Below are 13,810 nucleotides of genomic sequence, written 5' to 3'. Positions count from 1 at the left end.
ACCGGCCGGCCCTCCTCACCGACCACAGCGTCGCCTCGACCGGACTCCGAACCCCCCCGGCCGAGGCGACCGTTGGTTTGCGGTCCGGGCACGATTCCGGTCACCCTTGCTGGTTCCGGGCTCTCGGGTCGGCGAAGACGGTCTTCCAGAGCACCAGGCCGTCCAGGGCCTCGGGAGGCACGCCGGCCAGCACCAGCGCCTCCACCGGGGTCATCGCCGCGCCGCGCTCGTAGGCGGCGGCGAAGGCGGTGGCGCCGATCAGCTCCTTGGACGCCGCCGCGACCCGGGGCACGTCCGGGTCCTCCCGCATCGTCGCGCCGCGCAGCGCCGTTCCCGCGCCCAGCAGCAGCGCGGCGCGTTCGCCGTCACCGCGCAGGAGCGCGACCCCCGCCAGCGCCTCGGCCACACCGGCCACGTTGAGGAGGTGGCGCAGGGAGAGCGCGTTGTCCAGCGCCTCGGCATGCCGGGACTCCGCCTCCCGCGGGTCGCCCCCGGCCTCGGCGATCCTCCCCAGCCCGACGAGGATCCGGGTGCGAAGATCTCCCGTGGGCACCCATTCGGAGGCGCAGGCGCTCAGCGCCATCTCGCCGAACCGCCTGGCCTCGGCGAGGTCGCCGCGCAGCCGGGCCAGCTCCGCGAAGCCGAACCACGCTCCGGCCATCGCCGCGGGCAGTCCGGCCGTACGGGCCACCTCGCCGGCACGCTCGTAGGTGGCGCGTGCGCCCTCCGGGTCGCCCTGGCGCAGCAGGCCGTGGGCCAGGCGGTAGAGCATCTCGGCCGTGTCCTCGGCCGCGCCGAGCTGCCCGGCCAGCTCAAGGGCCTGCTCGGTCATCGCCCGGTCGGTCGCCTGGTCGCCACGCCACTCGGCCAGCACCGCGAGCGCGTCCAGTGCCTGCATCGTCCCCCAGCGGTCCCCGACGGACCTGAAGCCGTGAAGAGCCGAGGTGAACGCGGGCCGCGCCTCCTCCACCCGCCCCCCGAAGAGCTCGCCGAAGCCCTCGCCGAGGCGGCTCAGCGCCTCCAGCCACGCGTCCGCGCCCCCGAAGCCCTCCCAGCTGCGGCCCTCGGCGGCGGCGGGACCCGTCGCCATCGCCCACAGGACCATCGTGAACGGCTGGCGCGGCGCCCTGTCCAGGGAGCGCATGATCGCTCGGGCACGCTCCCGGTACGGCCACAGCCCGGGCGCGTGGAACCCATCCCGTCCGGCGAGCACCACGCACGCGACGTACGCGTCCTCCTGGCCGACGGGCGGCTCGGTGCCGATCACGCGCAGCAGCTCGGCCGCCGGCGAACCTCCCTCGCTGGGCAGCCCGCGCAACCACCAGTAGACCGACAGGTTCGCCAGCAGCTCCAGCGCCATCACCGGGTCACCGCTCACCGCCCAGCGCAGCGCCGCCTGCAGGTTGGCGTGCTCAAGCGTCAGCCGTGCCAGCCATTCCAGCTGCTCCGTCCTGCGCAGGCAGGGCTCCGCCGTGCTCGCCAGCTCGGCGAAGCACCTCGCGTGCGACTTCCGCAACCGCTCGGCCTCGCCCGCGTCCTCCAGCCGCTCCGCGCAGAACATCCGGATCGTCTCCAGCATCCGGTACCGCCCGCCGCTCACCTCCACCAGCGACTTGTCCACCAACCCCGCCAAAACCCCCACCACCGCCCCGCGCGACTCCTGCGCCGGGCCGTCGCCGGACCGGCCGGGCGTCTCGGCCGTCTGGTGTTCCGGCAGGTCGCACACCTGCTCAATGGCCTCCAGGGTCGCGCCGCCGCGGAAGACCGTCAGCCGCCGGGCCAGGACGCGCTCCTCCGCGTCCAGCAGCTCCCAGCTCCAGGCCACCACCGCGCGCAGCGTCTGGTGCCGTTCCGCCGCCGTGCGGTCGCCACGCGACAGCAGGCCGAACCGGTCGTGCCCCGCCTCGCCCTCCCGGCCCATCACGCCGAGCCGGACGGCCATCTCTCGCACCGGCAGCGCCCTCAGCCGGGCGGCCGCCAGCTCGATGGCCAGCGGCAGGCCGTCGAGCGCGACGCAGATCCCCATCACGGCCGCGGCGTTCGAGTCGTCCACCACGAAATCCGGCGAGACGGCGGCGGCCCGGTCCGCGAACAGCCGTACCGCCGGGTACCGCAGTGCGCCGGCCACGCCGAGCCGCACCGCCGCGTTCCCGGCGGGCAGGCCGAGCGGCGGCAGCGGGCACAACGCCTCGCCGGTGATCCCGAGCGCCTCCCGGCTCGTGGCCAGCACGCGGACCCCGGCGCAACCGCCCAGCAACCGGCGTGCCAGCCGGGCCGCCTCGTCGATCACGTGCTCGCAGTTGTCCAGGATCAGCAGCAGCCGCCGGTCGGCCAGCGCGGCCAGCAGCCGCCCCGTCACGTCGGAAGGCACGCGTGCCAGCGTCGACAGCCCCGCCTCGCGCAGGCCGAGCGCGCTCAGCACCGCCTGCGGCACCCGCGTCCCCTCCCCCAGCGGGGCCAGGTCGACGAAGCACACCTGGCCCTGTTCCCGCTCACCGGCCTCGACCGCCAGCCGGGTCTTCCCCGCGCCGCCCGGGCCGATGATCGTGACCAGCCGGCCTGCGCCCAGCAGCTTGCCGACCCGCCGCAGCTCCTCCTCCCGTCCCACGAAGCTGGTCAACTGCGCCGGCACCCCCTGCCAGGGCAGCGCGGACGCGGCGGGACGGTCTGAGGCGGTACCCGACGAGGAAGGGGATGCCGGGGCGGCGCGCGGTGGGGGCGGCGATGAGGGCGGGGAGGGTCGGGTGAGTGACGGGTCGGCGCGGAGGATGGCCAGGTGTACCGTCGTCAGGTCCGCTGAGGGGTCGGCGCCGAGCTCCTCGGCCAGCAGCCGCCGCCCGTCCTCGAACACCGCCAGCGCCTCGGCCTGACGCCCGCAGCCGTACAGCGCCCGCATCAACTGCGCGCGTGGCCGCTCGCGCAGCGGGTGGGCGGCCACCACCTCGAAGAGCTCCGCGACCACCTCGCGATGGCCGCCCAGCGCCAGCTCCGCCTGCACGCGGTCCTCCAGCGCGGCGAGCCGCAGCTCCTCCAGCCCGGTGGCCCGCGCCCCGGCGAACGGCACATCGGCCAGCGCGGGCCCGCGCCACAGCCGGAGAGCCTCGCCCAGGAGCGTGCGGGCGCCGGAAGGATCACCATCCGCGAGCGCCCGGCGCCCCTCCCTGGCCAGCCGCTGGAAGCGGTGCGCGTCCACCGAATCCGGGTCGACCGCCAGCCGGTACCCGGCCGCGTGGAGCTCCAGCAGCCGGCCTTCCTCCGGGCCGAGGCCGCGTCGCAGCCGCGACACCTGCGACTGCAGGGCATTGGCCGCGTCCGCCGGCGGATCCTCGCCGTACAGGCCGTCGATCAGGCGCTGAGTGCCGACCACCTGACCCGCGTCGACCAGCAACAGCGCGAGGAGCAGGCGCACCCGGGGACCGCCGACACGTGCTGGACTCCCGTCGGAGCGCCACGCTTCGGTCGAGCCGAGGATGCCGAAGAACACGTCCCTGATTGTCCCCCATCGTCACCCCACGAGCGCGAGACAGCCGACCACGTATCAAAGGGCCGGGCGCGCGGCGAGCCGGAGTCCGATGTGGGTATAGGTGCCCAGCAGCCACGCCGCGCTGACGTAGGTCGACACGAGGGAGCCCCCGAAGAGCTGCGCCAGTATGGACACCGGGAACCACATTCCCGCGAGCAGCGGCAGCCGGCGCATCAGCCCCTGGTAGCGGCCGGTCACCGCGACGGCGATGCCGAGGACCAGCATGCCGAGCATGCTGAGCGGCCAGCAGGCGTCGAGGATCAAGAGCGGGAGCGGGAAGTCGTCGTAGTGCGCGTAGCCGAAGGAGAGCGCGTTCAGCAGGAACGCGCCGGGGAGCAGGACCAGCAGCCCCCCGGGGATCACCCGTCCCCACCGGTCGCCCGTCCCCCGGGTGGCGAGCACCACCCAGACCAGGGCGAAGACCCCCGCGATGTACAGCATCCCGGTGATGGTGTCGAGGGTCTGGACGCCCTCCTGGACCTTGTCGCCCAGGATGACGATGCCGGCCGCCCAGGCCGCCGCCCCCGCGGCGAGTAAGAGCCCGGCGACGCGGATCCGCGCCGGATCCACGACGGGCCGCGGCGCCACGGGCTCGTTCGGGTTGACGTTGCTTCGCTGCACGCGAACGGACATGGTGGTCCTCCTTGGTCGGTCGGAAGACCACCGTCTCCGCCCGGCGTCCCGGGCGCCCAGGGAGCGGAGCCGCGCCGGGAGTCCTCGATCCGCCCGGCCCCGCCAGGGACCGGTGTCCCGGGTGGGACGGGACGCCGCTCCCGTGTCATCGAGATGGACATATGACACGCTGATCAGCATGTCCGGCCTCTCTGGCGCGCACCATCGTCCGGCGATGGGCGCGACGACGATCGCGGCGCTGTGCGTCCTCGCCGCCGCGCTCGCCACCTGGGCCGACGTGGCGACCGGACCGGTGACGCGGCCGGAGCCGCTCAACTGGGCCGTGTGGTCCTCGACGGTTCCCGGCGCGGCCCTCGCGGTCACCGGGTGGGTCCTCGCCATGCGCCTGCCCCGCCACCTCATGACCTGGCTGCTGATCGCCGGCGGTGTGGTGGCGAGCGTCAACGGCCTCGCCGCGGCGTACGCGGTGCTGTCGCTGACCCGGCACGGAGGGACGCTGCCGCTGACCCCGCTGGCGGTGTTCGCCGGAGCGCGGCTGGGGCCGCTGCTGAACCTGGTCGCGCCTCTCGTCCTGCTGTTCTTCCCCGACGGCCGGCTGCCGTCACCGCGCTGGCGGTGGGCCGCCGCGCTCTCGCTCGGTGCCACCGGCCTCGCGGTCCTGGTCTTCCTCACCGTTCCCTGGGGGAGCCAGTCCTCGGGAGGGCCGTTGCCGGGGAGCGATCTCCCGCTTCCCCCCGTCCCCGACCAGGTCTGGCGAGCCGCCATTGCCGTCACCCCGGCGCTGCTGGTGCCGAGCCTCTTCGTGCCGGTGGCGGCGTTCGTCCGGCGGTTCTGGGGGTCCTCGGGCATCCGCCGCGCGCAGCTTCGCTGGATGCTCATGGCGGCGCTGCTGAACGGGGTCCTGATCCTGACGCCGCTCGTGGTCGACGGCCTGCCGCTGGACCTCACGTTCGTCGTCTCGCTGCTGGCGATCGCCGCGGCGGTCCTGGTGGCCGTGGGCCGCTACCGGCTGTACGACGTCGACCCGGTGCTCGGCTGGACCCTGTTGTACGGCAGCCTCGCGATCGCGGTCGTCGCGATCGACGTGCCCGTCTTCGTGGGACTCGGCGCGCTCATCGACGAGCCGGTCGCGGCGGTCCTGGCGGCGGCCGTGGTCGCGGTCGTCTACGCGCCGCTGCGCGCGCGCACGCGCCGGTGGGTGAGCCGCGTCCTGACCGGACGGGCCGAGCCGTACGACGTGGTCTCGGCGCTCGCCCGGCGGCTGGAGGAGTCCGTCGGGCCCGACGAGCTGCTGCTGGAGGTGGCCAGGGTGGTGTCGGCGTCGTTCCGCTCCCCGTACGTGCGGGTCGAGCTGGACCGCGCGGACGGCCGGACGGTCGTGGTCGAGCACGGCACCCCCCGCGACGACGTGGTCGTCCTCCCGTTCACGTATCGAGAGGCCTCGATCGGGCGGCTCGCGCTGGTGCCGCGCACGGGCGCGCCGCCGTCCGAGTCGGACCAGCGGCTCCTCGCCGACGTCGTACGGCAGGCCGCCGCGGCGGTACGGGCCACGGCACTCACCGAGGAGCTGCAGCACAGCCGCGAGCGCATGGTCACCGGGGTGGCGGAGGAGCGTCGCAGGCTGCGCAGGGACCTCCACGACGGGCTGGGCCCCACGCTCGCCGCCGCCGCGCTGAAGATCGAGGCCGCCCGCAACCTGGCCGTCCGTGACACGGGCGCCGCCCGCGACGCGCTGGACCAGGTCAGGGGGGACCTGGCCACCGTACTCGGCGACGTGCGGCGCCTGGTCCACGGCCTGCGCCCGCCTGCCCTCGACCAGTTCGGCCTGGCAGAGGCGCTGCGGCAGGAGGGCGCCCGGTTCCGGGAGGGCGGCCTCGCGGTGCGCGTCGAGGCCAGGGGAGATCTCGGCCGCCTGCCCGCCGCGACCGAGGTGGCGGCCTACCGGATCGTCTGCGAGGCTCTGGTCAACGTCGCCCGGCACGCGGGCGCGACCGGCTGCGAGGTCCGCCTGACCGTGACCGAGAGCGAGCTGGAGGCCGAGGTGATCGACGACGGCCGGGGGGTCCGGCCTGGCGCCCTGGTGGGCGTGGGCCTGCTCGGCATGCGCGAGCGCGCCGAGGAGCTGGGCGGCCGGTGCACGGTGGCCGCCGCCGAGACCGGCGGCACCCGCGTCCACGCGGTGCTGCCTGCGCGGGCAGGAGCATCCCGATGATCCGGACCGGCCCGGTGTTCCTCCCTGCTCGGGCAGGAGCGTCCCTGTGATCCCCCGGGTGCTCCTCGCCGACGACCACCCCGTCTACCGGGACGGCCTGCGGATGATGCTCGCCTCCACCGGGGACGTCGACGTGGTCGGCACCGCCGCCGACGGGGAGGAGGCGGTGGCCCTCGCCGCCGAGCTGCGCCCGCACGTCGTGGTGATGGACCTGCGGATGCCCCGGCTGGACGGCGTCAAGGCCACCGAGCGCATCGTCTCCGCGCGCCCGGAGACCGGAGTGCTCGTGCTCACGATGCACGAGGACGACGAGAGCGTCTTCGCCGCCATGCTGGCGGGCGCGCGGGGGTACCTCCTCAAGGGCGCGGACCAGACGGAGATCCTGCGCGCCATCACGGCGGTCGCCAGCGGCGAGGTGATCTTCGGCCCGGCGCTGGCCGGTCGGGTGACGCGCTACTTCGCCAGGCTCGTCACCGCCCAGCCGCCGAGGGAGACGCCGTTCCCGCAGCTCACAGCGCGCGAGCGGGAGGTGCTCGACCTCATCGCGGCGGGGCTGTCGAACCAGCGGATCGCCGAGCGCCTGTCGCTGGCCCCGAAGACCGTGCGCAACAACGTGTCGAACGTCTTCGCCAAGCTCCAGGTCGCCGACCGCGCCCAGGCCATCGTCCAGGCCCGCGAGGCCGGCCTCGGCCACTGACACCTCGACGACGACGCGCGAATCCCGCGGTTCACGGCCACTACGGCTCGCTGCCCAGCGTCGCGAACTGCGATGCGGCCCTCGGTTACGAGAGGCCGGCGATGAGCGTCACCGCGAGGACGGTCAGGGCGATGATCTTCACCCCTTCGAGTGCGATGTAGGCGTGGTGGGCCCGCGACCGGGGCGCCTCCTCGCCGGCCAGCACGCGGTCGGAGCGGCGGTTCAGCCGCGGCCGTACCACGGCGACCTGCACGGCCAGCAGCGCGGCCAGGGCCAGGGCCAAGGCGGTCAGCGCCGCTGACGCACCGCTTGTGACCATTGCGGCGAGCACCACCGCCGCGAGCGCCATCTCGACACGGTTGAGGGCCCGGAAGACCAGCCGGCCGATGGACAGGCCGACTTGGAGGCTCACTCCGGGCGCGCGGAACTTCAGTGGCGCCTCCAGGCCGGAGATGGCGAGGACCATCCCCAGCCAAAGGAAACTCGTGGCTGCCGCGGCAGCCACGACGGTGTGGTTCATGTCCGCCCTTCATCTGGGTGCTGGGGGTTCGCGGCCCCGGAAGGGGCGGGCCGATCGGTCGCCGGACCCAGGTGGGCGAGGCAGAGGTCCGGCCGGGCGAACGGCTCCAGGTGGGTGGCGGTCAGCGGTGCGCCCATCGCCTTCATGGCTCCTTGCATCAGGCCGAGATGGATCGGGCAGACGACCCGGGCTCGCGTGTCGGTCAGCTCCAGAAAGGGGCAGTGGCGGAGTCCGATCCGGGTCGGCCGCTCGGCCGGCTGCGGTTCGGGCGCGAAGCCGAGTCCGTCGAGCAGCTCGACGAGCCGGCCGACCGCCTGCGTCTCGGTGACCTCCTGTACCGGTGGAGGGGACTGCGCCAGGAATGCCCCCCAGGTGCGTCCGGCGTCGATGGCCGCCTGAGCCGGGTCGGCGGCGGTGGCGGCGAGGTGCCCCGCGAGGATCTCCGCCAGCAGAAGGTAGTTTCGCGGGCCGCCGCGATCCATCCCGGGGCGCGGCACGTACACCACCGGTGGCCGGCCTGGCCCGGCGCGCTCGCCTGCGGTCCGTTCGACGGCCCCCGAGGCGAGGAGCGCGTCGAGATGGAAGCGCACCGTATTGGGATGGACGTCGAGCCGCTCGGCGATGTCGGCCACACTGAGCGGTGCCGGCGCCTCGCGGACCATCGCCAGGACGAGGTCACGGCGCGACGGCTCGTCGCCGGCGTCCCCGCGCGGGCCGCGGCGGGAGTTCGAGCCGGGATGACCGGCATCTCCGACGCGGCGGAGGTCCGAGCCGGGATGCGGCGACGGCCCGGCGGACGGCTGGGGCCGTGGCCCCGGGGAACCCGTCATGACGTCTGGAAGGGAAGAGCGGTCACCAGCGGGGTGTCGGCGGGCACCAGCCCGAGCTTGGCCGCGCCCCCGGGTGAGCCCAGCGGTCCATCCAGGCCGGGAAGGGTCTCGGAGAAGAAGCGCTCGTTCTCGGCCTGGTACTTCTTCCACTCGTCGGGCAGGTCGTCCTCGTAGTAGATCGCTTCGACCGGACAGACCGGCTCGCACGCGCCGCAGTCGATGCACTCCTCCGGGTGGATGTAGAGCATCCGTTCTCCCTCGTAGATGCAGTCCACCGGGCACTCGTCCACACATGCGCGGTCCTTGACGTCCACGCATGGCAGTCCGATCACATAAGTCATGCTCGCCAGCTTATCCAATTAATCCATGTGGTAATAGTAGTAACCTCGACCAGGTGAAGGAGTGACATGCCGGTTCAGGAGATCGATGTCCGCGAGGTACCGCGTCCCGAGCGACACCCGCGGATCTTCGCACTGTTCGCCGAGCTTGAGGCGGGCGAGTCGTTCGTGCTCATCAACAACCACGACCCGAAGCATCTGCGCGACGAGTTCGAGACCGACGAGGCGGGCGCGTACCGCTGGGAGTATCTGGAATCCGGGCCCCGCCTCTGGCGGATCCGCATCAGCAGGACCGCCGCGCCCACCGCACCGCAGATCCAAGATCCTGGCCGGTGACGGTGAGTCGGCCACCGACGCGGCCACGCTGCCGCTCAGCTACGGCGGATTGATCTGCTCCCTCGCCGGTCGAACCGTTCGATCACCGCGGGAGCCAACGGCATCAGCTACTTCACCGTGCATCAGCGGCGGCCAGCGCTGTCCATCCAATCGGCCCCGGCCTGTTGAGCATGTCCTGACTCATCGGCCGGCCGGTGCCCGTGTGCCAGGCGCGGCACGAAGATCCGCCGGCCGCCCTCACGCGTTCGGCGTACACACCAAGAGGCAACACACCGAGGAAGGTGCCTCCATGCAGAAGTTCTCTCTGGATGAGCTGGCTGGTCGCCTGCTTGACCGCGCGGCGGGCTCGGCCGGGGGTCACGCCGCCGAGGGGGTCGTCGGCGGGCGTGAGCGCGTGCTACGGCAGATACTGATCGGTATGGTCAAGGGCTCTGCGCTGCAGGAGCACGAGAGCCCTGGTGAGGCGACCGTCCATGTGCTCCGTGGACGGATCGGCCTGGCCTCCGGAGAGACGTCGTGGGAAGGCCGGGCGGGCGACCTTCTGCTCGTGCCGGACGCCCGCCACAGCCTGGAGGCGTTCGAGGACTCAGCGATCCTGCTCACGGTCGTGAAACGGTCCTGACCCGTGGTGTTTCGAGCTGTGGCGGATGGTGAGGCGGGGTTCGAGGAGGGTGGAGTCGGGGACGGCGACACCCTCCAGCTTGGCCATCAGCAGCCGCACCGCCTGGTAGCCGACGTCGGCGGCGGGGATCAGCACCGAGGTCAGCGGGGGGCTGGCCCGTTCGGCCACGTCGTCGGGGCAGATCGCCACCACCGACACGTCCTCCGGCACCCGCCTGCCCAGCACCCGCAGCGCGCCGAGCACGTGGCCGACCGCCGCCTCGTTGTGCACCACCAGCCCGGACAGCCCGGGATGCCGCTCCAGCAGCGCCTTCACGGTCGCGCACACCTCGTCGAAGCTCTCCTCGCACGGCCAGGCGATCGTCGTCATGCCGTGCCCGCGACCGGCCTCGGCGAAGCCCTCCATGGTGCGCTCGGCGTACCCGGTGCCGCGCTCGTAGACGACGTTCGGGGCGCCGAGCAGCGCGATCTCCCGGTGGCCGAGCGAGGCGAGGTGGTCGGCGCAGACGGCGCCCGCCCGCGCGAAGTCCAGGTCCACGCAGGTGAGCCCCGAGGCGTCGGCGGGGAACCCGATCAGCACGCTCGGCTCCCCCAGCTCGCGCAGCAGCGGCACGCGCTGGTCGTGGATCTCCACGTCCATGAGCACGAGCCCGTCCACGAGCGCGCTCGCGGCCACGCGCCTGAGCCCGTCGGGCCCCTCGTCGGCGGTCATCAGCAGCACGTCGTGATCGAACTGGCGTGCCGTGGTCACCACGGAGGTGGCGAACTGCATGAGGACGGGCAGGTGCATGCCCGCGCGCAGCGGCAGCACCAGCGCGATCACGTTGGACCGCTTGCTGGCCAGCGCCCTGGCCCCGGCGTTCGGGTGGTAGCCGAGCGCGCGGACGCTGCGCATCACGCGCTGGCTGGTCGTCGCCGAGATCGCCCGCTTGCCGCTCAGCACGTACGACACCGTGCTGACGGCGACCCCGGCGTGCTTGGCGACGTCGGCGATGGTGACCGTTCTCAACGAGCGCCCCCCGTGGCTCCCTGCGCGGCCGCCGGCGTGAAGGCCAGCTCGCTCACCGTGACCCCCTCGTTCTCGAACACGACATAGAGATCATGCACCCCGGCGGCACCGGCGAGCGGGCATCCGACGCCGACGAGGTCGTACCTGTGCCTCGATGGTGCCACCGACACGGCGCCGACGACCTCCCCGAAGAGCGGATCGTCGAGCCGCAGCGTCAGGACGCCGCCCTCGGTGCTCGCGACCGTCAGCTCGCACGCGGCGGCGCCGCCGGCGAAGTCGACCTCCTTGAAGGCGATCCACCCGCCGGGGTCGGTGCCCTGGACGGCGTCCCCGGACACCCGGGCGGCGTCGCGGAGCACGATTCCGTCGTACTCGTCGTTGTCCGCCGCGTCCAGAGGGCGGGCGTAGGGATCGCGTGGGGGGATGCGCTCGCCGTTCACCGTGAACCGCCCGCACAGCCTGATGTCCCGCGCGGAACTCCCCACCAGCACCTTGTGCGGCGCGTCCTCCACCACGAACCTGCCCCGGGTGACGTCCCAGAACGCCAGGTCCGCCACCTCGACGGCCATGGTCACCGTACGGCTCTCGCCGGGCGCGAGCCGCACCCGCTCGAAGCCCCTGAGCCGGCGCAGCGGCTGCTTGACGCGGGAACGCCGCTGGCAGGTGTAGAGCTGGACCACCTCGGTCCCCGGCCGGGACCCCGCGTTGGCGACCGTCACCTCTACCGTCAGCACGTCGCCCGGATCGACCTGGTTCGCCGACAGCCGCAGGCCGGAGTACGCGAACCGCGTGTAGCTCAGCCCGTGCCCGAACGGGTAGAGCGGCGTGCCCCGGTAGTACAGGTAGGTCGAGTCGGTGGCGATGATGTCGTAGTCGAACAGGTCGGGCAGCTCGCGGGCCGAGCGGTACCACGTCTGGGTCAGCCTGCCCCCGGGGTCCTCGTCTCCGAACAGCACGTCGGCGAGCGCGTGGCCGTACTCCTGGCCGCCGTGCGAGGACCACACGATCGCGGGCACGTTCTCCTCGGCCCAGGTCACCGCGAACGGGTAGCCGCTGCTGACGACCAGCACGGTGTCGGGGTTGGCCGCGTGGACGGCCTTGACCAGCGCCTCCTGGGCCGGCGGCAGCCCGAGGCCGGCCCGGTCCTCGGTCTCCCTGCCGTTGACGAGCGGGTGGTCCCCGACGACCACCACGGCCACGTCGGCGCTCGCGGCCAGCTCGGCGGCGGCCTGGGCGCCGCTCTCGACGAGCTCCAGGGTCAGGACGGCCGCCGCGTCCGGGTCGTCGGTCAGCCGCAGGGTGCCGTCCTGCGCCAGGCCTACATGGCGGCCGGTGGAGATGTGGCGGAGCGCCAGAGCGCCCCGGGGCCGCTCGTCCAGCCGGAAGGTCTGGCGTACCTCCCATCCGTTGGGACCGGGCTGGTCGTTGACGAGCAGGCCGTCGTCGCCGGCCGAGACGTACCTGCCGTTGGCGACCGCCCGCAGCGCGTACGCGCCGCCGCCCCAGTCGAACAGGTCGAACCAGGTGACCCGCGCCTCGCACGCGGGCCTGACCGCGAGAGGCGCGCCGCCGTCCTCCCCGGCCGCCACGTACCCGCCCGCGGCGTGCAGGGCCACCCGGTCGACGCCCTCGCGGAACTCGGTGACGCACCGCTCGGCGAGCCCGGCGCGGGCCGTCACCGCGTACGGAAGCGTCCCGCTGTACCAGTCCTCCATGAGGGTGTCGGCGAGCGGCCCGATGACCGCGATCCGCGCGGGCTCCCCCAGCGGCAGGATGCCGTCGTTCTTCAGCAGCACGATCGACCGCGTGGCGGCCCGCCGCGCCAGCGCCTGGTGCTCGGGGCGGTTCACGACCTCCTCGGTGATGTCGTCGTACGGCGTCGCGGGGTCGAACTCTCCGAGCCGGAACCGGATGGCCAGCGCGTGACGGACGGCGGTGTCGACGTCCCGCTCCTCCAGAAGGCCGAGGTCCAGCGCCTTCCTGATGTGGTTCAGGGTGTCGCCCGGCCGGTCGTCGTCCTGCGTGAAGCTGTCCAGCCCCGCCTTGATCGCCGCCGCGTACGCCTCCGGCGAGTCGTCGTAGTAGGCCTGCATGCCGGTCAGGTTCGCCGGGGCGTGAGCGTCGCTGACCACCAGCAGGTCGTCCTCCGTCCAGGTCCGGACGAGGTCGTTGATCAGCGGGCTCAGCGTCGCCGGGCGGCCGTTGACGAGGTTGTAGGAGGGCATCAGCGAGACGGCGGCGCCGGACTCGATCGCAGGGCGGAAGGCACTGAGCTCGTACTCGTGCAGCACCCGGGGCGGCAGGCCGCTGGAGGTGACGCACCGGTCGGCCTCGTTGTTGTACGCCAGGAAGTGCTTGAGCGTGGGCGCGGTCTTCATGGTCGGGAGGTCGCCGCGCAGTCCCCGGGAGTAGGCCGTGCCCATCACGCCGGTCAGCCAGGGGTCCTCGGAGTAGCCCTCCTCGTTGCGTCCCCAGCGGGGGTCGCGCAGCGGGTTCACCACGGGCGCCCAGACGTTGAGCCCGGCACCGGCCGGGTCCTTGTGATGGAACGCCACCACCTCGTCGCCCGTCGCCGAGCCGACGCTCCGCACCAGCTCGGGGTCCCAGGTGCTCGCGAGTCCGATCGCTTGCGGGAAGACGGTCGCGGGCCCGAGCCAGGCCGGGCCGTGCAGGGCCTCGGTGCCCGTGCGGAAGGCGCCCAGCCCGAGCCTCGGCACCGCCGCCTGGTACTGGTGCAGCAGGCCGATCTTCTCCTCCAGGGTGAGCCTGCCGAGGAGGTCGGCGATCCGGTCCGCGAGCGGCCGGCCGGGGTCGCGGAAGGCGGCTGGCACGGGTTCGTTCATCTGGGGGGACCATCCTTCGCTCACCGAGGGGCGTATCGAAGCGCTTCGATGCCGAACGTCTCTGGCGGTCGAAGCGCTTCGACGCCGCTGACGTGCGGAGGTCTGTCGAAGCGCTTCGACGATGTATACGAAGATTTCAGCGGTGTTACATCGGGGTTCTCCTGAAGAGTGCCGGTTTGTCGCCCCGGGGTCAAGAGCCCACTTCTGCCGACGAGGTCAGGTCTGCCGGTGGGGACAGTCCTATCGGC

The 13,810-nt window shown here is 73.2% G+C and carries 11 protein-coding genes; 4 read left to right on the top strand and 7 right to left on the bottom strand.

Annotated features, from left to right (window positions below):
* Positions 1–100 precede the first annotated feature (100 nt).
* Both OG589_RS02540 and OG589_RS02535 read right to left on the bottom strand, forming a co-directional pair.
* A complete protein-coding gene (locus tag OG589_RS02540) occupies positions 101–3,484 on the bottom strand; it encodes a BTAD domain-containing putative transcriptional regulator (protein WP_405145770.1) in 3,384 nt (1,127 codons plus the stop codon).
* A gap of 54 nt (positions 3,485–3,538) precedes the next feature.
* On the bottom strand, positions 3,539–4,156 hold the full coding sequence (locus tag OG589_RS02535; RefSeq protein WP_405145768.1) for a hypothetical protein: 618 nt from the start codon (positions 4,154–4,156) through the stop codon (positions 3,539–3,541).
* Between the two features lie 178 nt (positions 4,157–4,334).
* On the opposite strand from OG589_RS02535, the gene OG589_RS02530 reads away from it, so the two are divergent.
* Positions 4,335–6,368, top strand: coding sequence for a sensor histidine kinase (locus tag OG589_RS02530; RefSeq protein WP_405145766.1), 2,034 nt, complete (start codon positions 4,335–4,337; stop codon positions 6,366–6,368).
* 49 nt (positions 6,369–6,417) lie between these two features.
* A complete protein-coding gene (locus tag OG589_RS02525; protein ID WP_405151941.1) occupies positions 6,418–7,065 on the top strand; it encodes a response regulator in 648 nt (215 codons plus the stop codon).
* Between the two features lie 85 nt (positions 7,066–7,150).
* Here OG589_RS02525 and OG589_RS02520 read toward each other — a convergent pair whose 3' ends face one another.
* Genes OG589_RS02520 through fdxA form a run of 3 tightly spaced genes read right to left on the bottom strand, consistent with a single transcriptional unit; the run spans position 7,151 to position 8,756 of the window.
* Entirely contained in the window at positions 7,151–7,585 is a 435-nt protein-coding gene (locus OG589_RS02520; protein WP_405145764.1) for a hypothetical protein, read from the bottom strand.
* Positions 7,582–8,415 carry a helix-turn-helix transcriptional regulator gene (locus OG589_RS02515; RefSeq protein WP_405145763.1) on the bottom strand — a complete coding sequence of 278 codons (834 nt, stop codon included), beginning with the start codon at positions 8,413–8,415 and terminating at the stop codon, positions 7,582–7,584. The genes OG589_RS02520 and OG589_RS02515 overlap by 4 nt, the downstream gene beginning before the upstream one ends.
* Entirely contained in the window at positions 8,412–8,756 is a 345-nt protein-coding gene (gene fdxA / locus OG589_RS02510) for a ferredoxin (RefSeq protein WP_405145761.1), read from the bottom strand. Before fdxA ends, OG589_RS02515 begins: the two co-directional genes overlap by 4 nt.
* 66 nt (positions 8,757–8,822) lie before the next feature.
* Here fdxA and OG589_RS02505 point away from each other — a divergent pair, with 66 nt between their 5' ends.
* On the top strand, positions 8,823–9,089 hold the full coding sequence (locus OG589_RS02505) for a DUF2249 domain-containing protein (RefSeq protein WP_405145759.1): 267 nt from the start codon (positions 8,823–8,825) through the stop codon (positions 9,087–9,089).
* Positions 9,090–9,378: 289 nt separating this feature from the next.
* Complete coding sequence (locus OG589_RS02500; RefSeq protein ID WP_405145757.1) at positions 9,379–9,711, top strand: cupin domain-containing protein; 333 nt, start codon at positions 9,379–9,381, stop codon at positions 9,709–9,711.
* Here the strand turns inward: OG589_RS02500 and OG589_RS02495 are convergent.
* Both OG589_RS02495 and OG589_RS02490 read right to left on the bottom strand, forming a co-directional pair.
* Positions 9,676–10,719 carry a LacI family DNA-binding transcriptional regulator gene (locus OG589_RS02495; protein ID WP_405145755.1) on the bottom strand — a complete coding sequence of 348 codons (1,044 nt, stop codon included), beginning with the start codon at positions 10,717–10,719 and terminating at the stop codon, positions 9,676–9,678. The genes OG589_RS02500 and OG589_RS02495 overlap by 36 nt on opposite strands.
* The gene (locus OG589_RS02490) at positions 10,716–13,562 is read right to left on the bottom strand and encodes a glycoside hydrolase family 3 C-terminal domain-containing protein (protein WP_405145753.1); all 2,847 of its coding nucleotides are present in this window, start codon (positions 13,560–13,562) and stop codon (positions 10,716–10,718) included. Before OG589_RS02490 ends, OG589_RS02495 begins: the two co-directional genes overlap by 4 nt.
* Positions 13,563–13,810 lie beyond the last annotated feature (248 nt).

Origin of the sequence: Sphaerisporangium sp. NBC_01403 (genome assembly GCF_045040145.1) — a bacterium.
Lineage (GTDB): Bacteria > Actinomycetota > Actinomycetes > Streptosporangiales > Streptosporangiaceae > Sphaerisporangium > Sphaerisporangium viridialbum.
The sequence above is the reverse complement of the archived record's forward strand: the minus strand, read 5'-3'. Positions and strand labels throughout refer to the sequence as shown.

Coding starts and splice junctions, on each gene's coding strand:
- OG589_RS02515 (WP_405145763.1), bottom strand. CDS start 8,415: ATGACGGGTTCCCCGGGGCCACGGCCCCAGCCGTCCGCCGGGCCGTCG.
- OG589_RS02530 (WP_405145766.1), top strand. CDS start 4,335: ATGTCCGGCCTCTCTGGCGCGCACCATCGTCCGGCGATGGGCGCGACG.
- OG589_RS02490 (WP_405145753.1), bottom strand. CDS start 13,562: ATGAACGAACCCGTGCCAGCCGCCTTCCGCGACCCCGGCCGGCCGCTC.
- OG589_RS02500 (WP_405145757.1), top strand. CDS start 9,379: ATGCAGAAGTTCTCTCTGGATGAGCTGGCTGGTCGCCTGCTTGACCGC.
- OG589_RS02520 (WP_405145764.1), bottom strand. CDS start 7,585: ATGAACCACACCGTCGTGGCTGCCGCGGCAGCCACGAGTTTCCTTTGG.
- OG589_RS02505 (WP_405145759.1), top strand. CDS start 8,823: ATGCCGGTTCAGGAGATCGATGTCCGCGAGGTACCGCGTCCCGAGCGA.
- OG589_RS02535 (WP_405145768.1), bottom strand. CDS start 4,156: ATGTCCGTTCGCGTGCAGCGAAGCAACGTCAACCCGAACGAGCCCGTG.
- fdxA (WP_405145761.1), bottom strand. CDS start 8,756: ATGACTTATGTGATCGGACTGCCATGCGTGGACGTCAAGGACCGCGCA.